The sequence below is a fragment of the Terrabacter koreensis genome (assembly GCF_054783315.1).
The window spans coordinates 1,828,104-1,852,537 of the sequence record NZ_BAAGQU010000004.1; the positions used below are offsets into that span (position 1 = coordinate 1,828,104).

Annotated in this window: 22 protein-coding genes and 2 tRNA genes; 20 read left to right on the plus strand and 4 right to left on the minus strand. The window is 71.9% G+C overall.

The window, feature by feature from the left end:
* Positions 1–8 precede the first annotated feature (8 nt).
* Entirely contained in the window at positions 9–1,529 is a 1,521-nt protein-coding gene (locus ACYVNR_RS11275; protein WP_461048156.1) for an AAA-type ATPase lid domain-containing protein, read from the minus strand.
* Positions 1,530–1,706: 177 nt separating this feature from the next.
* Between ACYVNR_RS11275 and ACYVNR_RS11280 the strand changes: the two genes are divergently transcribed.
* The 5 genes from ACYVNR_RS11280 to ACYVNR_RS11300 all read left to right on the plus strand — a co-directional run bounded on the left by ACYVNR_RS11280 (position 1,707) and on the right by ACYVNR_RS11300 (position 5,538).
* Positions 1,707–2,774, plus strand: coding sequence for an amidohydrolase family protein (locus ACYVNR_RS11280; RefSeq protein ID WP_045187887.1), 1,068 nt, complete (start codon positions 1,707–1,709; stop codon positions 2,772–2,774).
* Positions 2,775–2,776: 2 nt separating this feature from the next.
* A complete protein-coding gene (locus tag ACYVNR_RS11285; RefSeq protein WP_461048157.1) occupies positions 2,777–3,598 on the plus strand; it encodes an iron-sulfur cluster assembly protein in 822 nt (273 codons plus the stop codon).
* Positions 3,595–4,629, plus strand: a complete 1,035-nt coding sequence (locus tag ACYVNR_RS11290) for an NAD(P)-dependent alcohol dehydrogenase (RefSeq protein WP_458801960.1) — start codon at positions 3,595–3,597, stop codon at positions 4,627–4,629. Before ACYVNR_RS11285 ends, ACYVNR_RS11290 begins: the two co-directional genes overlap by 4 nt.
* Positions 4,630–4,638: 9 nt before the next feature.
* Positions 4,639–5,142 carry a DUF1097 domain-containing protein gene (locus ACYVNR_RS11295; RefSeq protein ID WP_461048158.1) on the plus strand — a complete coding sequence of 168 codons (504 nt, stop codon included), beginning with the start codon at positions 4,639–4,641 and terminating at the stop codon, positions 5,140–5,142.
* 69 nt (positions 5,143–5,211) lie between these two features.
* Positions 5,212–5,538 carry a putative quinol monooxygenase gene (locus ACYVNR_RS11300; protein ID WP_045187893.1) on the plus strand — a complete coding sequence of 109 codons (327 nt, stop codon included), beginning with the start codon at positions 5,212–5,214 and terminating at the stop codon, positions 5,536–5,538.
* 31 nt (positions 5,539–5,569) lie between these two features.
* On the opposite strand, the gene ACYVNR_RS11305 is transcribed toward ACYVNR_RS11300, so the two are convergent.
* A complete protein-coding gene (locus ACYVNR_RS11305; protein WP_045187895.1) occupies positions 5,570–5,860 on the minus strand; it encodes a hypothetical protein in 291 nt (96 codons plus the stop codon).
* Between the two features lie 176 nt (positions 5,861–6,036).
* Between ACYVNR_RS11305 and ACYVNR_RS11310 the strand changes: the two genes are divergently transcribed.
* From ACYVNR_RS11310 to ACYVNR_RS11355, 10 genes are all read left to right on the plus strand, one after another.
* Positions 6,037–6,109: transfer RNA gene (locus ACYVNR_RS11310), tRNA-Gly, on the plus strand.
* A gap of 130 nt (positions 6,110–6,239) precedes the next feature.
* On the plus strand, positions 6,240–7,211 hold the full coding sequence (gene ligD / locus ACYVNR_RS11315; RefSeq protein ID WP_045187897.1) for a non-homologous end-joining DNA ligase: 972 nt from the start codon (positions 6,240–6,242) through the stop codon (positions 7,209–7,211).
* A 111-nt stretch (positions 7,212–7,322) separates the two neighbouring features.
* Positions 7,323–7,805, plus strand: coding sequence for a glutathione peroxidase (locus ACYVNR_RS11320; protein ID WP_045187899.1), 483 nt, complete (start codon positions 7,323–7,325; stop codon positions 7,803–7,805).
* 16 nt (positions 7,806–7,821) lie between these two features.
* Positions 7,822–8,859, plus strand: coding sequence for a chorismate-binding protein (locus ACYVNR_RS11325; RefSeq protein WP_082080691.1), 1,038 nt, complete (start codon positions 7,822–7,824; stop codon positions 8,857–8,859).
* Between the two features lie 43 nt (positions 8,860–8,902).
* Entirely contained in the window at positions 8,903–9,748 is an 846-nt protein-coding gene (locus ACYVNR_RS11330) for an aminotransferase class IV (RefSeq protein WP_461048160.1), read from the plus strand.
* Complete coding sequence (locus ACYVNR_RS11335; protein WP_461048162.1) at positions 9,745–10,227, plus strand: TIGR02611 family protein; 483 nt, start codon at positions 9,745–9,747, stop codon at positions 10,225–10,227. The genes ACYVNR_RS11330 and ACYVNR_RS11335 overlap by 4 nt, the downstream gene beginning before the upstream one ends.
* Before the next feature lie 121 nt (positions 10,228–10,348).
* Positions 10,349–10,422 (plus strand) — tRNA-Val (locus ACYVNR_RS11340).
* A gap of 58 nt (positions 10,423–10,480) precedes the next feature.
* Complete coding sequence (locus ACYVNR_RS11345) at positions 10,481–11,458, plus strand: FUSC family protein (RefSeq protein WP_082080692.1); 978 nt, start codon at positions 10,481–10,483, stop codon at positions 11,456–11,458.
* A 10-nt stretch (positions 11,459–11,468) separates the two neighbouring features.
* Positions 11,469–11,819, plus strand: coding sequence for a hypothetical protein (locus ACYVNR_RS11350; protein WP_461048164.1), 351 nt, complete (start codon positions 11,469–11,471; stop codon positions 11,817–11,819).
* 31 nt (positions 11,820–11,850) lie between these two features.
* Positions 11,851–12,372 (plus strand): flavin reductase family protein, encoded by a 522-nt coding sequence (locus ACYVNR_RS11355; RefSeq protein ID WP_045187907.1) that lies wholly within the window; start codon positions 11,851–11,853, stop codon positions 12,370–12,372.
* Positions 12,373–12,392: 20 nt separating this feature from the next.
* Here ACYVNR_RS11355 and ACYVNR_RS11360 read toward each other — a convergent pair whose 3' ends face one another.
* Together ACYVNR_RS11360 and ACYVNR_RS11365 are read right to left on the minus strand one after the other, a co-directional pair.
* Complete coding sequence (locus ACYVNR_RS11360) at positions 12,393–14,372, minus strand: acyl-CoA dehydrogenase family protein (protein WP_082080693.1); 1,980 nt, start codon at positions 14,370–14,372, stop codon at positions 12,393–12,395.
* A 1-nt stretch (position 14,373) separates the two neighbouring features.
* Positions 14,374–15,063 (minus strand): TetR/AcrR family transcriptional regulator, encoded by a 690-nt coding sequence (locus ACYVNR_RS11365; protein ID WP_045187909.1) that lies wholly within the window; start codon positions 15,061–15,063, stop codon positions 14,374–14,376.
* 98 nt (positions 15,064–15,161) lie between these two features.
* Between ACYVNR_RS11365 and ACYVNR_RS11370 the strand changes: the two genes are divergently transcribed.
* The 5 genes from ACYVNR_RS11370 to ACYVNR_RS11390 all read left to right on the plus strand — a co-directional run bounded on the left by ACYVNR_RS11370 (position 15,162) and on the right by ACYVNR_RS11390 (position 24,320).
* Entirely contained in the window at positions 15,162–16,457 is a 1,296-nt protein-coding gene (locus ACYVNR_RS11370; RefSeq protein ID WP_045187911.1) for an acetyl-CoA C-acetyltransferase, read from the plus strand.
* A 2-nt stretch (positions 16,458–16,459) separates the two neighbouring features.
* Positions 16,460–17,788 carry a 3-oxoacyl-ACP reductase gene (locus tag ACYVNR_RS11375; RefSeq protein WP_052677069.1) on the plus strand — a complete coding sequence of 443 codons (1,329 nt, stop codon included), beginning with the start codon at positions 16,460–16,462 and terminating at the stop codon, positions 17,786–17,788.
* Between the two features lie 7 nt (positions 17,789–17,795).
* Positions 17,796–18,653, plus strand: coding sequence for a MaoC family dehydratase (locus tag ACYVNR_RS11380; protein ID WP_461048166.1), 858 nt, complete (start codon positions 17,796–17,798; stop codon positions 18,651–18,653).
* A 189-nt stretch (positions 18,654–18,842) separates the two neighbouring features.
* Positions 18,843–20,840: a threonine--tRNA ligase gene (gene thrS / locus ACYVNR_RS11385; protein WP_045187915.1), complete on the plus strand. Its 1,998-nt coding sequence runs from the start codon at positions 18,843–18,845 to the stop codon at positions 20,838–20,840.
* A 198-nt stretch (positions 20,841–21,038) separates the two neighbouring features.
* Positions 21,039–24,320, plus strand: coding sequence for a GH92 family glycosyl hydrolase (locus tag ACYVNR_RS11390; protein WP_461048168.1), 3,282 nt, complete (start codon positions 21,039–21,041; stop codon positions 24,318–24,320).
* Positions 24,321–24,434: the final 114 nt, after the last annotated feature.

Here is a 24,434-nt window from a genome sequence, read left to right on the forward strand (position 1 = left end):
TCGGGTCGTCACTCTTTCAGCGCGTGCAGGTCGTATTGGGCGAGCTTGCGGTAGAGGGTCGCCCGGCTCATGCCGAGCTCGGCGGCCGCGACCTTCATCGTCGTGCCCGGGCGGGTGAGGCACCGCACGATCTCGTCGCGCTCGAACGCTTCGATCCGCGTCAGGCGCCGGCGCGAGCCGCTCAACACCTCCGACGGCAGCTGGGCGAGGTCGACGACGTCGCCACGGCCCGCAGCCTGCCTGACGGCCCGCACGAGCTGGTCGACGTTGCCCGGCCAGCCGCAGCTCGTCAGCGCGCGCTCGGCCGCCGCCGTGAAGTCGATCGGGCGTCCGCGCGTGCGTTCGGCGACGTGTCGCGCCAGCGGCATGACGTCCTCGGTGCGCTCGCGCAGCGGGGGCACCTCGACCACCGTGTCGACCTGCGGTGCGAGGCCGGCGGGGACGTCGGCGAAGGACTCGGCGGTCAGGCACCACGACCGCCCGCCGGCTCCGCCGTGCGCCGCAGGCGTCGTCCCGGGCACCGGCACCGGGTGCCGGGTCCCCATCACGCGCACGAGCGAGGCCGCTGCCCCGGCAGGCAGCACGTCGACGTTGCGCACGACCACCGAGGTCCACGGCTTGCTGATCTCGGGCGCCCAGGAGGCCAGCCAGGCCTCGACGTCCTCGGGGTCGGGGGAGCTGACGCTGAGGATGCGGTCGCGGGGGTGGGCTTGGCGCAGCGCCTGGGCGAGGAGCGTCGCGCGGCCTGCCCCGGTCTCGCCCACGGCGGCCACCACGCGCCCGCGGGTGATGGCGTCGGCGGCCCGGTCGACGGCACCACGCCACGTCGCCGACAGCCCGCGCAGGGTCCCCGCGCCCGGCTCGAGACGAGCGGTCTCGACGCGGAACACCTGCCCCTTCGGGGCCGGCCGTGGGCTCTGCCCGCGGGACCGGGCCAGCATGAGCGAGGCCGTGTTGCCCGCGGCGGACTGTGCCAGCGCGAGCAGCAGGTCACCCCGCGACCGCGACCACGTGGTGAGGTTGACGCTGCCCTCGAGGCGCCCCGTCACGGGGTCGAGAACGGGCGCGGCCGCGCACGTGTAGGTGCACAGGCTCAGCGAGTAGTGCTCGTCCGCCCGGACGAGCGAGGGTGTGCGGTCGGCCAGCGCCATGCCGAGGCCGTTGGTGCCCGCCTCGCGCTCCGAGAAGGCGAAACCCGGTGCGAGGTGGACGGCGTCGAGGGCCCGCAGCAGCGAGGTGTCACCGCTCAAGCGGTTGAGCACGAGGCCGTCGGCGTCGGTGAGCATGAGGCTGATCGGCTCGTTGGAGAGGGTCTCGTGCAGGCCGGTCAGCACCTCGTTGCCGCACTGGGAGAAGAGCGAGTCGTCTCGCCTCGTGCCCGCGAAGAACGGCTCGACCGACTCGAGCGGCACGCCGTAGTCCTCGCTGCGCTGCCAGGACGCGATGACGCGGCCGGACACGGGACCCGCGTCCGGCGATCCCTGCAGCCCCCACCGCTCCGGCAGGGCCCCGTCGTGCGTCGGCACCATCGCCGCCTCCTCGCCGCCTCACGGCGGCCTTCTCGAAGCCACTCCGAAGGTACCTCGCGCGCTCCTCCGCGTTCGTCGGTCGGCGTCTCAAATTGAGACACCGACCCCGGTGCCGTGGCGCGCGACCGTTCCTATCGTCGAAGGCGATCAACGACGATCGCACCCGGAGGAGACCAGATGTACAGCAAGGACGGCGAGAGCTACTTCATCGTCGACGCGCACGTCGCGTTGTGGGACGCCCGGCCCGAGAACCAGCGCAACATCCACGGCAAGCAGTTCATCGACTGCTTCTACGACTACCACCGCAACCTCAGCCCGGAGGGGACCGTCTGGAGCTACGAGGACTACCTCTACCAGGGCGGCCGGCGCCTCATGAAGGACCTCTTCGAGGACGGCTACGTCGACCACGCCGTCTTCCAGCCGGCGTTCCTGGGGGAGTTCTACAAGAACGGGTTCGGGCAGACCGAGGAGGCCTCGGCCCTGGCCCAGGCGCATCCCGACAAGCTCACCTACAACCACAACTTCGACCCGCGCAACGGCGAGGCCGGGCTCGACCAGCTGCGCGCCGACGCCGAGCGGTTCGGTCTCAGGGGCGTCAAGCTCTACACGGCCGAGTGGCACGGGGAGTCACGCGGCTGGCGTCTCGACGACCCGTGGGCCTACCGCTACTTCGAGGCCTGCCGCGAGCTCGGCATCACCAACATCCACATCCACAAGGGCCCGACGATCCGGCCGCTCGACCGCGACGCGTTCGACGTCGCGGACGTCGACCACGTGGCCACCGACTTCACCGACCTCAACTTCGTCGTCGAGCACTGCGGTCTGCCAAGGCTCGAGGACTTCTGCTGGATCGCCACCCAGGAGCCGAACGTCCACGCCGGCCTCGCCGTCGCGATGCCGTTCATCCACACGCGGCCGCGGTACTTCGCGCAGATCATCGGCGAGCTCCTCTACTGGGTCGGCGAGGACCGTATCCAGTTCTCGAGCGACTACGCGCTGTGGACGCCGAAGTGGCTGATCGAGCGGTTCGTGGACTTCCAGATCCCCGAGGACCTGACGGAGTACGCCCCGATCACGACGGCCCAGAAGAAGAAGATCCTCGGCCTCAACGCGGCGAAGATGTACGACATCGACGTGCCGGCCGAGCTGCGGCTGCCCGATGCCGACGAGCCGGCCACCGGCCCGCGCGGAGCCGACGACACGGCGGAGCGCGCCGCCGACACCAGCACGTTGGCCGGGGTGTGACGATGGCGCTCGCCCTGCCCGAGACCGCGCGCGGCGCAGGGACGCACGCGGCGGCGTACGAGGCCCTCTCGGGGGTGTTCGACCCCGAGCTCGACGAGCCGATCACCGACCTCGGGTTCGTGCGCTCGCTCGACGTCGCCGGTGACTCGGTGACGGTGCACCTGAGGCTCCCCACGTCGTTCTGCTCGCCGAACTTCGCCTACCTCATGGCGTCGGACGCCAAGGACGCGCTCACCGCGCTGCCCTGGTCGCGGCACGTGGTGGTCGAGCTCGACGACCACCACGACAGCGACCTCATCAACGCAGGGCTCGCGGCCGACGCCGGCTACAGGGGCACCTTCCGCCACGAGGCGGAGCAGGACCTCGACGAGCTGCGCGAGACGTTCCGGCGCAAGGCGCACACGGCGGCGATGGAGCGCTGCCTGACCGCCCTGCTCCGGGCCGACCCCGACCGGGAGGTCGAGGCGCTGGGCGAGGTCACCCTCGGCGACCTGCCCGACGACGAGCGCACCGCCGCCCTCCGACGCCGCCGCGCGGCGCTGGGCCTACCCGACGTCCCGATGGCACCCGTCCTCGTCAGCCACGACGGCACGACGTATGCCGCCGCCGACGTCCCGCTCGCGCTGCGGCGGGCCCGCTCGACGCGGGTCTCGATCGACGGCAACGCGCACTTCTGCCGCGGGCTGCTGCGGACGCGCTACCCCGGGTCCGAGCAGGACCAGACCGACCGTCCGGAGGGCGCCGAGCCCGCGGACGCGCTCCACAGACCACCGAGCCCCACGACATTCATCCCGCTCTCCCAGCTGAAGGAGCACCTGTCATGACCACCATGCGAGCCGTCCAGGTCGTCGGCTACCACGAGAACCTGCGCATGACGGAGGTGCCGGTGCCCGAGCCGACCGGCCCGTTCGACGTCGTCGTCAAGATCGGCGGGGCCGGCGTGTGCCGCACCGACCTCCACATCCTCGAGGGCCAGTGGGCCGAGAAGTCGCAGGTCGTGCTGCCCTACACGATCGGCCACGAGAACGCCGGCTGGGTGCACGCCGTCGGCTCGGCCGTCACGAACGTCACGGAGGGTGACAAGGTCATCGTCCATCCGCTCGTCACGTGCGGGCTCTGCCGCGCCTGCCGGTCAGGTGACGACGTCCACTGCGAGAGCAACCAGTTCCCGGGCATCGACACGAACGGCGGGTACGCCGAGTACCTCCGCACGTCGGCCCGCAGCGTCGTGCGCATCGACGACTCCCTCGAGCCGAAGGACGTCGCGGCGCTCGCCGACGCCGGCCTCACCGCCTACCACGCCGCGGCAAAGGCGGCACGCAGGCTGAGCCCCCGCGACCGGGTCGTCGTCATCGGGGCAGGGGGACTGGGCCACATCGGGATCCAGGTGCTCCGGGCGCTCACGCCGGCCGAGATCCTCGTGGTCGACCGCAACGCCGACGCCGTGAAGCTGGCCCTCTCGATCGGGGCCGACCACGCGATCGTGGCCGACGGCACGCAGGTCGACCAGGTGCTCGACGTGACCGGCGGTCACGGCGCCGAGGTCGTCGTCGACTTCGTCGGCGAGAACGGCTCCACCGCAGAGGGGCTCGCCATGACGCGTCGGGCGGGCGACTACCACGTCGTCGGCTACGGCGAGAACGTCGACGTGCCCACGATCGACCTCGTCTCCACCGAGAAGAACGTCATCGGCAACCTCGTCGGCTCCTACAACGACCTCCAGGACCTCATGGCCCTCGCCGCACGCGGCGCCGTCACCCTGCACACGCAGACGTACGCGCTCGACGACTTCCAGTCCGCCATCGACGACCTCGACGCGGGCAACGTCCGCGGCCGGGCCATCCTCGTCCCCTGAGGAGCGACCATGAAGAGCTATCTCGGAGTCGGTGCATCGGTCGGCGTCCTCGCCGGCATCTGGACCCAGGTGAGCCTGCAGCTCGGCCTCGTCACCTGGGTCGCGTTCATCGCGTGGGCCTGCTACTTCGCGGCCGGCGGCGGCTTCTCCGGCTTCCGCAACGGTCTGGCCGCCAACCTGAGCGGCGTGGTCTGGGGCTGGCTCGCCAGCCTCGCGGCCGCCCGCCTGACGTTCGGTGGCGCGCTCGCGATCATCGTCACGGTGCTCGCATTCGTGCTCTGCGTCCAGGCGGCGGTGTCGTGGCTGTCGTTCATCCCCGGCGCCTTCGCCGGCACAGCCGTCTTCTTCGGCGCGTCCTTCGCGTTCTGGCCCACCGTCCTGGCCCTCGTCGTGGGAGCGTGCCTCGGGTGGGCCTCCGGCATCCTGGGGGAGCGCATCCAGAAGGCCGTCGACGGCCGGCCGGTGGCGGGTTCCGCCGAGCCGGCGGACCCGGTCACGCCGGCCGCGGCCTGACCGACCGCACGGCACCGACCGCACGGCACCGACAGCTGCATCGACAGCACTCACCGACAGGAGAACGCCTTGATCTTCATCACCGCCAAGTTCCCCGTGAAGCCCGAGCACGCCGACGACTGGCCCGAGATCTCCCGGGCCTTCACCGAGGCCACGCGCGCCGAGGAGGGGTGCCTCTGGTTCGACTGGTCGCGCAGCCTCGACGACCCGACCGAGTACGTCCTCGTCGAGGCGTTCCGCGACGACGCGGCCGGCGGGGCACACGTGCAGAGCGACCACTTCAAGGAGGCGACGTCGACGCTGCCGGGCTACCTCGCCGCCACCCCGAAGATCGTCAACACGACGATCGAGGGCACCGAGTGGTCGGACCTGGGGGAGATGGCCGTCGAGAAGTAGGGGGCGGGTGCATCCGAGGCCCCGGTCGGGACTACTCCCGGCCGGGGTCGCGGACGCCGATCCGGATCTTGCCCTTGCCGTCGCACTCGGTCTGGTGGGCCTCCGCGTCCTTGCGCGCCTTCTCCCGGGCTCGGCGGGCGGGCCCGGTCCAGTCGCAGCTCTTGCAGTAGCCGAAGGAGAAGGCGCCGTCCTCCTGCGTCCCGTCGTCGGACTTCGCCAGCTTCTCGAGCGTGGCCCGGTGCTTGTCGCCCTCCGCGTCGCGCACGGTGAGGTCGTGCCCCTTGCGTCGGAGGAACCGTAGGTCGGCACCGGGCTTGGCCATGCGCACATCCTCCCCCGTCGCGCCGGTCGGTGGACAGCGGCCCTCTCGCAGTGCCCGTCGAAGCACGTGCACGAGGGGCCCGAACGGCCACTCGGAGAGCGGGTTTCGCGCCGGGGCCAACCGTCCGCTATGGTCTACCTCGCACCCACGGGGCTTCGGCTCCCGAGGGCCGGCAAGCGGACGTAGCTCAGTTGGTAGAGCGCAACCTTGCCAAGGTTGAGGTCGCCGGTTCGAGCCCGGTCGTCCGCTCCGCTGGAAGGGCCCGTCGACTCACGTCGGCGGGCCCTTCCGCGCGTTCGAGGGCGTATGCCGTCCGGCCCGGCGCCCGACACCCGCGTCGGAACGCGTCGCCACCGTGCGGCATACGTAGGCTGTCGGCATGGCGGCGAGCAAGAGCCCGGCGATGGAGATCGAGGTGGGCGACCACACGGTGCGGCTCTCGAGCCCCGACCGCGTCTACTTCTCCGAGCGGGGCGAGACCAAGCTCGACCTCGTGCGGTACTACCAGTCCGTCGGTCCCGGCATCGTCAACGCGCTCCGCGAGCGGCCCTGCATGCTGCACCGCTTCCCCAAGGGGGTCGACGGGCCGAAGGTGCACCAGAAGCGGCTCCCGGCCGGAGCGCCGCCGTGGGTCGAGACGGTGCGGCTGCACTTCCCGCGCTACGGGCTGCACGCCGACGAGCTCTGCGTGACCCGCCTCGCCGACGTCATCTGGGCCGTCCAGATGTCGACCGTCGAGTTCCACCCCTGGAACAGCCGGCGCGCCGACACCGAGAAGCCCGACGAGTGGCGCATCGACCTCGACCCCATGCCCGAGTGCACCTTCGACACGGTGCGGCGGGCCGCAGCCACGACCCACGAGATCCTCGACGAGCTCGGCGCCGTCGGCTGGCCGAAGACCTCCGGCGGCTCCGGCCTGCACGTCTACGTGCGGATCGCTCCCGAGTGGGGTTTCAAGGACGTCCGCCGTGGCGCCCTCGCCTTCGCGCGCGAGGTCGAACGTCGGCTGTCCGACGTCGTGACCACGACGTGGTGGCGACGCGACCGGTCGCCCCAGGACCTCTTCGTCGACTACAACCAGAACGCGCGAGACCACACCATCGCCGCCGCCTACAGCGTGCGCGGCAACCCGCGCGGCACCGTCTCGGCGCCGCTCACGTGGGACGAGGTGGCCGACGCCGAGCCGCAGGACTTCACCATCGCCACCATGCCCGAGCGGTTCGCGCGGGTCGGCGACCTGCACGCCGGCATCGACGACGCCGTCTTCGACTTCCGGGCGCTGCTCGAGTGGGCCGACCGCGACGAGCGTGAGGGCAAGGACCTGCCGCCCGAGCCCGACGAGGCCTCCTGAGCCGACGTCTGCCGAGGGACAACCCTCGACGCCGATTGGCGGCGCAGCCTCGTCCGGGGCGAGAATGCTACCGACGCGTAACCGCACGCGTGACCACCCCGAGGAGACGACGTGACCGTCCTGCACGACTTCAAGGCCACCGCCATCGACGGTTCGGAGGTGTCGCTCGACGAGTACGCCGGCAACGTCGTCCTCGTCGTCAACACCGCCAGCGCCTGCGGCTTCACGCCGCAGTTCGCCGGGCTCGAGGAGCTGTACCAGACCTACCGCGAGCAGGGACTGACGGTGCTCGGCTTCCCGTGCAACCAGTTCGGCAACCAGGACCCGGGCAGCGACGACGAGATCGGCGCCTTCTGCCAGAAGAACTACGGCGTCACGTTCCCGATGTTCTCCAAGGTCGACGTCAACGGGGACGACGAGCACCCCCTGTTCACGTGGCTGAAGTCCGAGCAGGGCGGCCTGCTCGGCAGCAAGATCAAGTGGAACTTCACCAAGTTCCTCGTCGGCCGCGACGGCGCCGTCATCGAGCGCTACGCGCCGACCACCGAGCCCTCCGCCATTGCCGCCGACATCGAGAAGGCCCTGGCCGGCTAGGGCCTACGATCTGCGGGTGGACCACGCCCGCTTCGCCGACCGGGTCGCCCGAGAGGTCGTCGACGTCCGCCGCGGTGCGGAGGCCCTCGACGCCATCTCGCGCGAGGGGTTCTGGGCCGTCGTGGCGACCTTCGAGGGCGACGTCACCGCGGTCCGCTTCGGCGACGTCAACCGCGCCACACCAACCGGTCCGGCAGCCGTCAGCCCGGCGGACTGGCGGCCGCTCGACCGTCACTGGTGCTCGTCCCTCGACCGCGCGGCCTACGTGAGCGCGGTGCGCGAGGTGCGCGAGCGCATCGCCGCCGGCACCGTCTACCAGGTCAACGTGTGCCGGGTGGTCAGCCACGAGCTGGCGGCCGATGCAGACCTCGACGGGCTCGACGCCCTTCTGCGACAAGGCAACCCAGCGCCGCACGCCGCGCGCATCAGGTGTGAGGAAGCCGGCCTCGACGTGGTCAGCGCCTCCCCGGAGCTCTTCCTGGCACGCCGGGGCGCCACCGTGGTGACGCGCCCGATCAAGGGCACAGCACCGACCGCGGAGCAGATGCTGCCCAAGGACCACGCCGAGAACGTCATGATCGTCGACCTCATGCGCAACGACCTCTCGGGCGTCTGCGAGCCGGGGACCGTGTCGGTCGACGAGCTGTGCGCGATCGAGCAGCACCCCGGCCTCGTCCACCTCGTCTCCACCGTGAGCGGGCGGTTGGCCGACGGCGTGGCGTGGGGCGACGTCTTCGCTGCCACCTACCCACCCGGCTCGGTCTCGGGTGCCCCCAAGTCGAGTGCCCTCACCGCGATCCACGACCTCGAGACGCAGCCGCGCGGGCCGTACTGCGGGGCCATCGGCTGGGTCGACGCCGATGCGCGTGAGGCCGACCTGGCCGTGGGCATCCGCACCTTCTGGGCCGAGCACGACGCGGCCGGACTCCGGTGGCTGCGGTTCGGCACCGGGGCCGGCATCACGTGGCACTCCGACCCCGAGGGGGAGTGGGCCGAGACCGAGCTCAAGGCGGCCCGCCTCATCGGGCTGGCGGCCGGCACTGTGACACCATGAGGACGCTCTCGCGAGCCACGGCACGAGCCTCAGGGAAGGGACCATGAGCACGACCATGCGCGTCTGGGTCGACGGCGACCTCGTCGACCCCACCGGACCGTCGGTGTCCGCCCTCGACCACGCCGTGACCGTGGGCGACGGCGTCTTCGAGACCGCCAAGATCGTCGACGGACGGCCGTTCGCCCTCTCGCGGCACCACCGACGGCTCGAGCGCTCCGCGGCCGGGCTCGGCCTGCCGCCGCTCGATCTCGGCGTCGTCGACAAGGGTGTGGCCGCGGTGCTCGACGGGCCGGCGATCCCCTTCGGCCGCCTGCGCTACAGCGTCACCGGAGGCATCGGGCCCCTCGGCTCCGACCGCGACGACGCGTCCCTGACCTACATCGTGCTGGCGGCCACCCAGCCGCTCCCGCCCGAGAGCGGCACGCTGACGGTCGTGCCGTGGACCCGGAACGAGCGCTCCGCGGTGGCCGGGCTCAAGACGACCTCGTACGCCGAGAACGTCGTCGCGCTCGCGCGCGCCAAGCAGGAGGGCGCGATCGAGGCCGTCTTCGCCAACACCCGGGGAGAGCTGTGCGAGTGCACGGGCAGCAACGTCTTCGTCGTCGTGGACGGCGTCGTGCTCACGCCGCCCGTCGGGTCGGGCCTGCTCGCCGGCATCACCCGCGAGCTCACCATCGAGTGGGGCCGCGCCGCCGGCATCGACGTCCGTGAGGAGGCGCTGCCGCTCGACGTGCTGCAGACGGCCGACGAGGTGTTCATCACGAGCTCCACGAAGGACGTCCTGCCCATCCACGCCGTCGACGACCGGGTGCTCCCCGAGAGCAACCCGGTGACACGCGAGCTGCTGCGAGTCTTCCGCAGCAACGCCGAGCGGGACGCCGACCCGTGACAGCCCCCGAAGAGTCCGCGCGGGCCGGGGCCGCCGACGACGTCGACTACTCCGACCCGAACCGCACGCTCGACGCGGAAGAGGACCGCTGGGCCTGGCGCGCCCGCCTGCGCCGCAACCGGGTCACCCACCTCGCCTGGCGCACCGCCGTCGGGGTCGTCGGGGCCGTCGTCACGATCGCCGGGCTCATCATGGTTCCCGCGCCCGGCCCCGGGTGGCTGGTCGTCTTCTTCGGGCTGCTCATCCTCGCGAGCGAGTTCGAGTTCGCCCAGCGCTGGCTCGACTTCGGCAAGCACCACGTGAGCCGCTGGAACGACTGGATCATGGCCCAGTCGATCTGGGTGCGGGGCCTCGTCGCGCTCGGCACCCTGCTCATCGTCTGGGGGGTCGTCTGGACCTACCTGGCCTGGGCGGGCGTTCCGCAGTTCGTGCCCCAGTGGGCCGAGGACCTACTGGTCCGGGTGCCCGGGATCGACTGACGCGACTCGGCTGTCCTGCGGGCGCCGACACGGCCGCGGCAGGGGCGATTTCCACCACCGGACCGGTACCGGCTATTGTTTCCCTCCGTCACCCCGACAGCCTCTCGGCACAGGGGTGCCCGGACGTGTAGCTCAGCTGGTTAGAGCGCTCGCTTCACACGCGAGAGGTCAGGGGTTCGAGTCCCTTCACGTCCACCGCATCTTCACCGGCACCTCGCGCCTGCTCCGCCCAGCGGGCACTAGCGTGAGCGGCATGACGCAGGCCCTGCGCCGCCTCGCCCGGACCGCTGTTCCGCCGAGCACCGTGCTGCTGCTCGCCTGCGTCGTCGTCGCCGTGCTCGCCGTCGCCACAGGACTCACCGCGTGGCTCATCGGCGTCGGCGCGGCGCTGTCCCTCGGCATGGGCCTCGTCACGGGCCTGCCGGCCGCAGCGGCCGAGCTGCCGCTGCGCGTGCGGCTCGGGGAGACGGCGCTCGCGGCCGCGGCCGCCGGTCTGGGCGTCGCGGCAGGGCGTCCCTGGGGCCTCGCCGCCGTCGTGTTCGCGACCGCGCTGGCGCAGGCGCCGTTCACCGCGTCCTCCGCGGGGCTCGGCATGGCCCCCGCGGTCTCTGCCTCGGTGCTCGGCTCGGTGCTCCCGGGTGAGCACCCGGTGCTCGTCGGGCTCCTCGTCGTGGTCGGCAACGGCCTCGCGCACGCCGTGGTGTGGGCCCTGCGCCTGCCGCGCCGGTCGGTGCCTGTGCCGTGGAGGCTCGCGGTGCTCCACGCCGTGACCTTCGCCGTGATCGCCTCGGCCGTGCTGCTCGTCGCCGGCCTCGAGGGTCTTCCCCACGCGTACTGGGCCGTGTTGGTGCTCGCCGCCGCCATGCGCCCGCGGCCTGTGGAGGCCCGTCGCACCGCGCCGGCCGTCTTCGTCGGGACGCTCGTCGGCCTCGCCGTGTCAGCGGTCGTCGCCTTCGCGCTGCCACGTCCGGCGACGATCGTGGCCCTCGTGGCCTGCGCGGTCCTCATGTTCGGCTGGGCGCTCGCGGGGGACGCCGGCCGGCAGTCCTGGTTCGGCACACCGGTCATCGTGCTGCTCGCCTCGTCGCCCGCGCTCGTCGACCCGGCGCGGGTCGCGGCCGAGCGGGTGCTCCTCACCGGGGTCTCGGTCGGTCTGGCCCTCCTGGCTGCGTGGCTCATGCGCGGGCTCGACGACGCCGTGGCTCCCGGCCACGCGCCCTCGACGCACTAGCGTGTCGTCCATGGTCGCGACGGTCTCCAGCCTCTTCATCTACCCCGACTCCGACTCGCCGGGACAGGAGCTCGACTCCGTCGAGGTGACGCCCACCGGCCCGGAGGGCAACCGCAGCAAGAAGCATGCCGTGCACCTCGTGACGGCCGACGACTACGTCGAGACCCACCCGAAGGCGAACATCGTCCTGGACATGGAGTCCGCGGTGCTCGACAGGCTCGTGGGGCGCGTCATCCGCCTCGGCGACTGCACTCTCAAGGTCACGCAGGCGCCGTCGCAGTGCGCGGGCGTCTACGCCGAGGTGGTCACGCCCGGCGCGGTGTCGGTCGACGACGCGCTGATGGTGGCCGAGTCCGAGTGAAGAGGGCCTGCGGGCGCGGCAAGGGCATCGGGTGACGATCCACACCGAGCATCCCTTCGACACCCCCGACGAGGACCGTGACCCCGTCCGACGGCTGCGCGGGCGCATCGGGGGCACGGTGTCGCTCTGGACGGCCGGCTCCGGCGTCGAGCGCGCGGGCCTCACGGTCTCGTCCTACCTCGTCGCGACCGGCGACCCCGGTCGCGTCGTCGGCCTGCTGCACCCGGACTCCGACCTGCTCGAGCGGCTCGACGAGACCGGCACAGCCGTCGTGACGTTGCTGGGGGTCCGTGACCAGCGGCTCGCGGACGCCTTCGCAGGGGTCATGCCCGCTCCGGGCGGCCCGTTCCGGCTCGGCACGTGGGAGCAGACCGAGTGGGGGCCCCGGCCCGCCTCCGCTGCGACCTGGGCGGGAGTGCGCCTCGACGCTGCGACCCGTCACGACGTCGGGTGGTCGGTGCTCGTCGAGACGGTGGTCGAGCACGTCGAGGTCGGGCCCGAGGACGGCCCGCTCGTGCACCGACGGGGCCGCTACCAGCGCCCACACGCCTGAGCGCGCGACCTCGCGCAGGATCAGGCCGTGCCCGACATCTCCGTCGTGAGCAGGCCCTCCGGGACCCCGAACGCGTCGGCCAGGTCGGTTGCGAACGGCCGCAGCTCGGCGCAGATCTCGTTGACGAGGGCGGTCAGCGCCTTGGTGCGGGCCGGGCTGAGCCGGTCGTGCTCGAGGTACCACGCCTTGTGCCGCTCGATCGTCGACAGCAGGTGCAGGTCGCAGACGCGGGCGAGCACCGCCTTGGCCTCCACGTCGGCGCACTCCTCGACCGAGGCGGCGAAGGACTCGGCGACCAGCCGCTCGACGTGCGCCGTCGCGGCCTCGACGAGGTGGTCCTGGGTGGCGTTGAAGACCGCGAACGCGTCGGCGCCGGGTGCCGTGGCACGGCGGAGCCGGCGCGCGAGGCCCTCGAGCAGGTGTTCCTCGCGCTCGCGCAGCAGGCGCAGCTGCGTGCCTCGGATGCCGAAGGTGACGTCCTCCTCCCGACCCGGCGCGGCGTCGACCAGCCGCTGCACGATGCCGCGCGCCGACGACCGCTCGATGACGGTGCCGCCGACGAGCCGGGCCCCGAACCGCACGATGCCCAGGGTGTCGAGGTCGCCGAACGTCGCCTGGTACTCGCCGAGCAGCGACTTGGCCACGAGCTGCAGCAGCACCGTGTTGTCGCCCTCGAACGTCGTGAAGATGTCGGTGTCGGCCTTGAGCGCCGCGAGGCGGTTGGCCCAGAGGTAGCCGGCGCCGCCGCAGAGCTCGCGGCACTCCTGGATGGTGTCGGTGGCGTGGCGCGTCGTCAGCACCTTGATGGCGGCGGCGCGGGTCTCGAGCCGCCGCTGGTCCTCCTCGGCGGTCGCGCGTCCCGAGAGCACGTCGTCCATGGCCGTGACGAGCTCGTGCTGGGCCACCTGCAGGGCGTACGCCGTCGCGATCCTCGGGAGCAGCCGCCGCTGGTAGGTGCGGTAGTCGAGGACGGTCGTCTCCACGTCGGTGCCGGGCGCGGCGAACTGGCGTCGCCCGGCGGCATATCGCGTGGTGACCGCGAGGGCCGAGCGCGCGGCCGCCCCGGCGCCGCCCGCGACGGAGATGCGCCCGCGCACGAGCGTGCCGAGCATCGTGAAGAAGCGCCGGCCGGGGTTGTCGATGGGGCTGGAGTACGTCCCGTCGTCGTCGATGTCGCCGTAGCGGCCGAGGAGGTTGGTGCGCGGCACCCGCACGTGGTCGAAGGAGAGGCGACCGTTGTCGACGCCGCCCAGCCCCAGCTTGGCGCCGCAGTCCTCGATGGTGACCCCGGCCGCCGCAGTGCCGTCGGCCCCGCGGATCGGCACCAGCACGCAGTGCACGCCGTGCGACTCGTCGCCGACGACGAGCTGGGCGAAGACGGCCGCGACCCGGCCGTCGCGGGCGGCGTTGCCGATGTAGTCCTTGCGTGCGTCGGGCGTGGGGGAGTGGACGACGATCTCGTCGGTCGCCGGGTCGAACGTGGCGGTGGTGAGCAGGCTCTGCACGTCGCTGCCGTGGCCGGTCTCGGTCATCGCGAAGCAGCCCTGCAGCTCACCCGAGGTGATGAGCGGCACCAGGTGGTCGTGTCGGCTCGTGCCGAGCAGCGAGACCGCACCGCCGAAGAGCCCCCACTGCACGCCCGCCTTGACGAAGAGCGAGAGGTCGGTGTGACCGAGCATCTCGAACGCGGCGACGGCCTGGGCGTAGCGCGCGGTGCCGCCCTGGCGCTCGGGGAAGCCGTCCGCGGCATACGGCTGCTCGGCGAGGGCGGCCAGCTGCGACGTGACCCGCGCTCGGTGCTCGTCGGTGGACAACGGTGTGGGCGGGGGGCCGAAGGTGACGGGGTCGAGCGCCCGGCAGTGGTCCCGGACGTCTCCGAACGGCCCATCGAGGTGCGCGCGCAGCCGGGTCACGAGCTCGGGGGAGCGGGTCACCGGGGCGGTCGGGTTGCTCGGCGCGCCCTGGGTGCTCGGGGTGGGAATCTCTGCAGCAGTGGACATCTCATCGGCCTTCCGTGCGGGTGAGAGCGGGCTCGAGTCCGTGCCAGGCGAGCTCAGTGAGGGCCTCGACGACCATTTCGCGAGGGGCGCGCTCGGACTCGGGGGTGGCGAGCCAGTCGTCGGCGACGGCACGCACCGACCCGACGAGGGCGATGGCCCAGGTGCGGGCCCGGGAGTGGTCGGTGGCGGTCGCGCTCAGCGAGGCGAGCAGCAGGCCCGTCAGCTGGTCGGTGACCTGGTCGACGGTGCCGCCGACGGGGTCGTCCGCGAGAGGCAGGTCGACGAGCGGGCGGTTGACGACGAAGCGGTAGACCTCGGTGTCCGACTCGACGAGTGCGAGGTAGGCGTCGACCGTCGACGCGACGAGCTCGCGCGTGTCGCCGTGCGAGGTGCTCGAGAGACCCATGGCCGCACCGACGTTGCCGACGACGCGGCCGTCGATGCGGTGGGCCACAGCGCGGTAGAGGCCGGCCTTGTCGTCGAAGTGCCGGTAGATGACGGTCTTGGAGGTGCCGGCCTCGGCGGCGATGTCGTCCATGCCCACGCCCGCACCGTGCTTGCGGATGGCACGGATCGTCGCATCGACCAGGCCGGCCCGCCGCTCCTCGCGGTGCCGTTCCCAGCGTGCGTCGCGGCCGTCGCGCGGTGCCGTCCGGGTGGTCGAGGCGGTGGGGGCCACATCGTCGTCCATCTCACGAAAGTAACAGGTACTGCCTGTATCGACTACTGCGAGTTTCGGTTATCTTGGTCCTGATCGACAGCCACCACACCGAGAGCAGGTACAGATCCATGGCGTCCAAGACCAGTCCGCGCGCGCCCCGTCGCGTCGCGGTCCTCGGAGGCAACCGCATCCCGTTCGCGCGTGCCCACGGCACGTACGCGAAGGCGTCCAACCAGGACATGCTCACCGCCAGCATCGACGGCCTCGTCGCCCGCTACGGCCTCGCCGGCGAGCGACTCGGTGAGGTCGTCGCCGGCGCGGTGCTCAAGCACAGCCGCGACTTCAACCTGACCCGTGAGACGGTGCTCGGCACCCGCCTCGACCCGACCACCCCCGCCTACGACATCCAGCAGGCGTGCGGCACGGGCCTCGAGGCGGCGATCCTCGTCGCCAACAAGATCGCGCTCGGGCAGATCGACGCGGGCATCGCCGGCGGCGTCGACAGCGCCAGCGACGCACCCATCGCCGTCAACGAGGGCCTGCGACAGACCCTCCTCGCCGCGAACCGGGCCCGGTCCGCCGCCGACCGCGCCAAGGCGCTGGCCGGCCTGCGCCCCAGCCACCTCGTGCCCGCGATCCCCGAGAACGTCGAGCCCCGCACCGGCCTCTCCATGGGTGAGCACATGGCCCTGACGGCGGCACAGTGGGGCATCACGCGTGAGGCCCAGGACGAGCTCGCCGCCGCCAGCCACCAGAAGCTGGCCGCGGCGTACGAGCGCGGCTTCCAGGACGACCTCGTCACGCCGTACCTCGGGGTCGCTCGCGACAACAACCTGCGCCCCGACTCCTCCGTCGAGAAGCTCGCCAAGCTCAAGCCGGTCTTCGGCAAGGGCGAGGGCGCGACGATGACAGCCGGCAACTCCACCCCGCTCACCGACGGCGCCTCGGCGGTGCTGCTCGCGAGCGAGGAGTGGGCCGAGGAGCACCGGCTGACGCCCCTGGCGTGGTTCGTCGACGCCGAGACCGCCGCCGTCGACTACGTCCACGGCGACGAGGGCCTGCTGATGGCGCCCGCGTATGCCGTGCCGCGCCTCCTCGCCCGAAACGGCCTCTCCCTGCAGGACTTCGACTACTACGAGATCCACGAGGCCTTCGCGGCCACCGTCCTCACCACCCTCAAGGCGTGGGAGGACCCGGACTTCTGCAAGGGCCGACTCGGCCTCGACGCGCCGCTCGGGTCCATCGACCGCAGCAAGCTCAACGTCAACGGCTCGTCGCTGGCGGCGGGACACCCATTCGCAGCGACCGGCGGTCGCATCATCGCCTCCCTCGCCAAGCAGCTCAAGGAAGCCGGCGGCGGACGGGGCCTCATCTCCATCTGCGCCGCCGGCGGCCAGGGCGTCGTCGCGATCCTGGAGGCCTGAGCATGACCGACCTCTTCACCACCATCGTCCGCTCGCCCGTCGCGCAGAAGGTCGGCGTGCCCCAGCCGACGCGCCTGCGCCGCTACGAGCCCGGCATGCCCCTCTGCGAGGGACCGGTCCTCGTCGCCGGCGGGGGCCGCTTCGCCGAGGCCATCACGTCGTGGCTCGGCACGGTCGGCGTCCCCACGGTCACGGCCGCCGGTGACGCAGCCGACGCCGCCGCCAAGGTCGGCGCCGTCGTGCTCGACCTCAGCGCCGCCACCGACCCGTCGGACCTCGACGCGCTGCGCCTGCTCGGCGCCCCGGCCGTGAAGGCCCTCAAGCGCAACGGCCGCGTCGTCGTCATCGGCACCGACCCCGACACGCTGAGCGAGGTGGCCGAGGTCGCGACCCAGCGCGCCCTCGAGGGTGTCGTGCGCTCCATCGGCAAGGAGCTGCGCGCCGGGGCGACCGCCAACCTCGTTCTGGCACAGGGCGAGGCGCGGGACGGAGTGCGCTCTGCGGTCGAGTTCTTCCTCAGCGGCCGGTCGGCGTACGTCGACGGCCAGGTCGTGCGCGTCGACGAGACCACGAGCGGTGACGCCGACGCGTTGCGACCGCTCGCAGGCAAGGTGGCCGTCGTCACCGGGGCCGCCCGCGGCATCGGGGCCGAGATAGCCCGGGTCATGGCGCGCGACGGCGCGACGGTCGTGGCGGTCGACATCCCCGCAGCCGGCGACGCACTCGCCGCGGTGGCCAACGAGGTCAAGGGCACGGCCCTGCAGCTCGACGTCACGTCCGACGACGCCGGGTCGCGCATCGTCGAGCACGCGACCAGCCGGCACGGCGGTCTCGACATCGTGGTCCACAACGCCGGCATCACCCGCGACAAGCTCTTGGTCAACATGGACGAGGACCGCTGGCGCAGCGTCATCGACGTCAACCTGCGGTCGGTCCTCCGGATGAACGAGGCCATCCTCGGCGAGGGGGGACTTGCCGCGGGCGGACGCATCGTGTGCGTCGCCTCGATCGCAGGGATCGCCGGCAACCGCGGCCAGACCAACTACGGCGCGAGCAAGGCAGGTGTCATCGGCCTCGTCTCCGCGCTCTCGCGCCAGGTGGCCGACCGCGGCATCACCGTCAACGCCGTCGCCCCGGGCTTCATCGAGACGGAGATGACGGCCCGGATCCCCTTCGCCACCAGAGAGATCGGGCGTCGCATGAACTCGCTCCAGCAGGGCGGCCACCCCAAGGACGTCGCCGAGACCATCGCGTGGTTCGCGCAGCCGGGTGCCGCGGCGGTCACCGGGCAGGTCGTGCGCGTGTGCGGCCAGAGCCTGCTGGGGGCCTGAGGCGACGATGACCAAGGAGATCACCCTCGAGGGGCCCCCCGACCTGCGCCGCATCTATGCCACGGCCGCGTTGCGCCGAGGCCGTTCCGGCGACACCCTGCCCGACGTCCGCGTGTCACGGGCCGGCGTGCGGGTCGACCTGGACGACCTCGTCGCCTACTCGCACGTCTGCCGCTTCCCGGTCGACGGCACGCTGCCGGTCACCTACGCGCACCTGCTGGCGTTCCCGCTGCAGATGAGCGTAATGAGCGACGACCGCTTCCCGCTGCCGCTCATGGGCGCCGTGCACGTCGAGAACCGGATCGAGGTGGTGCGTCCGGTCACCACCGACGAGGTGCTCGACGTGGCCGTGCGGGCCGAGGGGCTGCGGCCGCACCGCCGTGGCCGGCAGGTCGACCTCGTCTCCGAGGTCGAGGTCCGTGGCGAGCTGGTCTGGCGCGGCGTGAGCACCTACCTCTCCCGGGGGCAGGAGCACCCGGACGCGACGGCGTCGGAGCCGCCGTCGCAGGAGGCGCTCGAGTCGGTCACCGCCGGGCCGCTGTGGCGGCTGGGGGAGGGGGCCGGCCGCGAGTACGCCGCGGTCTCGGGTGACTGGAACCCGATCCACGTGCACGCCCTGACGGCCCGTCCGCTGGGGTTCCCCACCGCCATCGCGCACGGGATGTACTCGTACGCCAGGGCGCTCGCATCGCTCGGCCCGCGGCTGCCCGAGGGCGGGCTCTCCAGCCGGGTGTGGTTCCGCAAGCCGGTGCGGCTCCCCTCGACGGTGCGGCTGCGCACGGCCTTCGAGACGCGTCGCACGTTGTCGGTGCTCGAGAACGCCAAGGGCCAGGTCGAGCACGCCGTCGTCGAGAACACCTGGTGACCTCGCCGCGCCCCTGTCGGCCTCCCCGGCCGACAGGGGCGCGCCCTGCTTCGCTCCCGGGGAGGCCCGGCGTCCGGTGCGTCGCGGGCCGGCCGGAGCGCTCGATACGCTGGGCACCTGCCGCACCCGACGGCATACGCCATGATCCGACCGGCTCGCGGTCGGATCACTCACGAAGGAGCACCCACCGTGTCTGCACAGATCACCGTCACCGTCGCCGGGAGCGAGCGAACGGTCACGGAGCAGACGACGGCCGGCGCGCTGCTGGAGGAGGCCGGGGCCGGCGGGCGTGAGGTGGTCGTCGCCCGCGTCAACGGCGAGCTGCGCGACCTCTTCCACGTCGTCTCCGACGGCGACGTCGTCGAGCCCGTGACGGTCACCTCCGAGGACGGTCTCGCGGTGCTGCGCCACTCGACGGCCCACGTGCTCGCGCAGGCGGTCCAGCAGCTCCACTCCGACGCCAAGCTCGGCATCGGGCCGCCCATCCGTGACGGCTTCTACTACGACTTCGACGTCGAGACCCCGTTCCACCCGGACGACCTCAAGGCCCTCGAGAAGGCCATGCAGAAGATCGTCAACGAGGGCCAGACCTTCGAGCGCCGGGTCGTCACCGACGCCGAGGCCCTCGAGGAGCTCGCCCGCGAGCCCTACAAGTGCGAGCTCGTCGGGCTCAAGGGCGGCAACGCCGACGAGGCGGCCGAGGGCGCCGGCGTCGAGGTCGGGGCCGGCGAGCTGACGATCTACGACAACATCCGCCGCGACGGCACGCGCGCCTGGGGCGACCTCTGCCGCGGCCCGCACATCCCGAACACCAAGCTCATCGGCAACGCCTTCAAGCTGATGCGGTCGGCCGCCGCCTACTGGCGCGGCTCGGAGAAGAACCCGCAGCTGCAGCGCGTCTACGGCACTGCGTGGCCGACCAAGGACGACCTCAAGGCCTACCTCGACCGTCTCGCCGAGGCCGAGCGCCGCGACCACCGCAAGCTCGGTGCCGAGCTCGACCTCTTCAGCTTCCCCGACGAGCTCGGTTCCGGCCTGCCGGTCTTCCACCCCAAGGGCGGCGTCATCAAGCGCGAGATGGAGGACTACGTCCGCCGCCGACACATCGAGGAGGGCTTCGACTACGTCGGCACGCCCCACATCACCAAGGACGGCCTCTTCCACACGAGCGGCCACCTGCCGTACTACGCCGACACGATGTTCCCGCCGATGGAGCTCGAGGGCGCGAAGTACCAGCTCAAGGCGATGAACTGCCCGATGCACAACCTCATCTTCGCCTCCCGCGGTCGCTCCTACCGCGAGCTGCCGCTGCGGTTCTTCGAGTTCGGATCCGTCTACCGCTACGAGAAGTCCGGCGTCGTGCACGGGCTGACGCGCGTGCGCGGCATGACGCAGGACGACTCGCACAGCTACGTCACTCCCGAGCAGGCGCCCGCCGAGATCCAGCACCTGCTCGACTTCGTGCTGAGCCTGCTGCGCGACTTCGGCCTCGACGACTTCTACCTCGAGCTGTCGACGCGAGACGAGGACGGCGACAAGAAGGACAAGTTCATCGGCTCCGACGAGCAGTGGGCCGTCGCGACGAAGGTGCTCGAGGACGTCGCCGTCGCCTCGGGTCTGCAGCTCGTGCCCGACCCGGGTGGCGCCGCCTTCTACGGCCCGAAGATCTCCGTCCAGGCCCGCGACGCCATCGGGCGCACCTGGCAGATGTCGACCATCCAGTACGACTTCAACCAGCCCGAGCGCTTCGGCCTCGAGTTCCAGGCCGCCGACGGGTCGCGCCAGCAGCCGGTCATGATCCACTCTGCGAAGTTCGGCTCGATCGAGCGTTTCCTCGGCGTGCTCGTCGAGCACTACGCGGGCGCGTTCCCGGTGTGGCTCTCACCCGTCCAGGTGCTCGGCGTGCCGGTCGCCGAGGACTATGCCGACTACCTCGGCGAGGTGCTGAACCGCATGCGCCGCAAGGGAGTTCGCGTCGAGCTCGACGCCAGCGACGACCGTTTCCCGAAGAAGATCCGCAACGCCAGCAAGTCGAAGGTGCCCTTCACGCTCATCGCCGGCGAGGAGGACCGCACGGCCGGCGCCGTGTCGTTCCGCTATCGCGACGGGTCGCAGAAGAACGGCGTGCCGGTCGACGACGCCATCGCCGAGGTGCTCGCCGCGATCGAGAGCCGCGCGCAGGTCTGAGCCCCACCAGCACGACCGACGACGTATGCCGTCGGGCCGGGTCCGCTCCGAGGCGACCCCCGCCCGGCGGCATACGTCGTTCTTGTCCGATGTCGCGCGTCCATCGGACAGGACGACGGTGTCAAGTTGCCGGACATGCGGCACCTCACGAGGCTCGGGCACGACACCGTCGTCCGTCCCGTGAAGGAACGCCCCCCCATGCGCATCGTGCTCAGATCGCTCGGCACCGTCGTCCTCGCAGCCACCGCCCTCGGGCCCGTGCTGCCGTCGGGCGCACCCCCGACGGCCGCGGCGGCCGAGCCCCTCGTCGAGTCCGTCAACCCGTTCATCGGCACGCAGGACAACGGGAACACGTTCCCCGGCGCCAGCGCGCCCTTCGGGATGGTCCAGGTCAGCCCGGACACCGGGGGAGAGGGCGGCTACGACTACTCGCAGACGTCGATCTACGGCTTCAGCCAGACGCACCTGTCGGGTGTCGGCTGCCCGGTGGTCGGCGAGCTGCCGATCATGCCGACGAGCGGCGCCGTCACCACGGTCGACGCGGCGCGCTATGCGTCGAGCTACTCGCACTCCGACGAGGAGGCCAGTCCCGGCTACTACCGCGTGGGCCTGCCGACCTACGGGGTGGAGGCCGAGCTGACCGCCACCGACCGCACCGGCTGGCAGCGGTTCACCTTCCCGGCCGACAAGGCAGCCAACGTGCTGCTCAACACCGGCAAGGCCAACATGCGGGGCTTCGACTCCGAGGTGCACGTCGTCGGCGACCGCGTCGTCGAGGGACGCATCCACGACGGCAACTTCTGCGCCGGCAAGGACGAGCACACGGTCTGGTTCCGCGCCGAGTTCGACAAGCCGTTCGCGTCGTTCGGCACGTGGAGCGGCTCGACGCTCACCGCCGGCGCCCGTGACGCGTCCACGACGAACGGCGGAAACGGGGCCGCCGTCACCTTCCCGACCGGCACGACCTCCGTGACGATGAAGGTCGGCCTCAGCTACACCGGGGCCGACGGCGCCCGGGCCAACCTCGCGAAGGAGACCGGCACCGGCTTCGACTTCGACGCGACGCGTGCCGCCCTCACCCAGCGGTGGGAGGAGCAGCTCGGGCACGCCCGCATCACCGGCGGATCCGACGAGCGCCGGACCGCCTACTACACGGCGCTCTACCACTCGCTCATGCACCCCAACCTCGCGTCGGACGTCGACGGGAAGTACCACGGCTGGGACGGCAGGACCCACGTGGCCGACGGCTACACGCCCCGGCAGAACTTCTCGCTGTGGGACACCTACCGGCCCCAGAACCAGCTGCTCGAGGTGCTGGCCCCCGACGTCGCCCGTGACTCGTACCTGTCGGTGCTCGCCATCGGCCGTGAGGGCGGCTGGCTGCCCCGCTGGGCCCTGGTCAACAGCGAGACCAACATCATGACCGGCGACCCTGTGACGCCGTTCCTCGTCGAGGGCTGGAGCAAAGGCTTCCTCGCCGGGCACGAGGACGAGGCGTACGCGCTGCTCAAGCAGAACGCGACCGAACGGCCGCCGGCCGACAGCCAGTACAACGGTCGCTCCGGCCAGCACTGGTACGAGAAGCTCGGCTACATCCCCTTCGGGCTGAAGGTCGGCACCGACTGCGTGTCGCACGGCGGCGACAACGACTGCGCCCACCCGGCCTCCGCCACCATGGAGTACGCGGCCGCCGATGCCTCACTGGCGATCATGGCCAAGGCGCTCGGGCACCCGGCCGACGCGTCGATGCTGACCGAGCGCAGCGGCTGGTATCGCAACCTCTGGGACGCCGGCACGCAGACCTTCCGCCCGCGGCTGGCCGACGGCACGTGGCTCGACCCGTACGACCCCGTCGAGGCCTCGCACGCCTTCCACGAGGGCGGCTCGTACCAGTACCAGTGGCTCGCCCCGCAGGACCCGGCCGGTCTCGTCGAGCTGATGGGCGGTCGCGCCACGACCGAGAAGCGCCTTGACGACTTCTTCGCCTACGACGAGCTGCTCGCCGACCCGGCGGGCACCGCCCGTACCGACTGGATCGAGGCGACCTACGCCTACTACAGCAAGCCGACGTACAACCCGAACAACGAGCCCGACCTGCTCGCGCCCTACACGTACGCGTGGGTGCAGCAGCCGGCGAAGATCGCGACCATGGCCCGCGCCGCGTTCACGCTCTTCACCGACGGCGCCGACGGCATGACCGGCAACGACGACCTCGGCACGATGAGCGCCTGGTACGTCTTCTCCTCGTGGGGCCTCTACCCGACGATGAGCGGGGCGAACTACTTCGTCGTCAGCTCGCCGCAGTTCGAGCGGGTGGACATCGACGTGGCCACGCCTGCCTCGGTGCGCACCGGCCAGGGCGGGTCGCTCACGATCACGGCCCCCGGCGTCTCGGACGACCGGCGCTACGTCCAGACCCTGACGGTCAACGGCGCGAAGAGCACGAAGAGCTGGGTCGGCTGGGACGCGCTCCGTCGGGGCGGCACGCTTGCCCACACCGTGGGCACGACGCCCAGCCGCTGGGGCACGACCCCCGCAGACGTCCCGCCCTCGGCGGTGCAGGCGAGCCGTGACCCGCGGCTGTCGCTGTCGATGACGGTGCGCCCCAACCCGGTCGTCGTGCCGACCGGAGCCCGTGAGGCCCGCCTCTCTGTCGACCTCGTGGGGCAGGCGCCCAAGAGCCTGCCGGTCCAGGTGGACGTTGCAGCGCCGCAGGGCTGGTCGGCCGCCGTGGGTTCGAGCGGTGACGGGGCGGTCGTCCTGCACAGCGACGGCGTGCCGGCGAGCAGCTCGGTGCCCGTCACGCTGAAGCTGCCCGCGGGCCTCGGTGTCGGCTCGCACGAGGTCCGCGTGACGGCCTCGGCGCCGGGGGTCGACCCGGTGACGAAGGTCGTCACCGTGCAGCTGCAGGAAGCGCTCGACTGCGTCGCGGGAGCCCCTGGCTGCGCCGTGGACCTGGCGCCGGCGCGCAACCATGACGGAACAGCCACGGTGGCCTCGCCGAGCGAGGGCAACTTCGACGGCAGCGGGTGGAGCTACGACGCCGCGCTGCTGCCGGCCGGCACGACGTGGGACTGGAACGGCGTGACGTATGCCGCACCGGTGACGTCCGGGACGACGCCGAACTTCGTCGAGGGCCGAGGGCAGACCATCCTCGTGCCCGCCGCGAGCCGGAGCGCGGTGCACGTCATCGGCTCGACGCACAACGGCGACGTGTCGACGGCCCTGCGCCTGACCTACACCGACGGCAGCGTGCAGTCCGTGCCGATCTCGCTCACCGACTGGGCGGCCGGCAGCGGCCACAACGGCAACCGGGTCGCGATCGCCATGGACCACCGCATCAAGGGCGGTTCCGGGGTGGACGGCCCTCCGGTGCAGCTGTTCGGCACGACCGTGGTCGCGGACCCGGGTAGGCAGCTCCAGTCGATCACGCTGCCCGGCGACGACCGCTTCGAGGTGTACGCCGTCACGCTCGGCTGACCGGCACGGCGAGCGTGAGCCGGACTCTCACCCGGGCCAGACGTCGTCCGGCGTGGGCACGCCGGACCCCAGGTACACGCGTGCACCTGGGGCAAGACCGAGAAATCTTCCGGA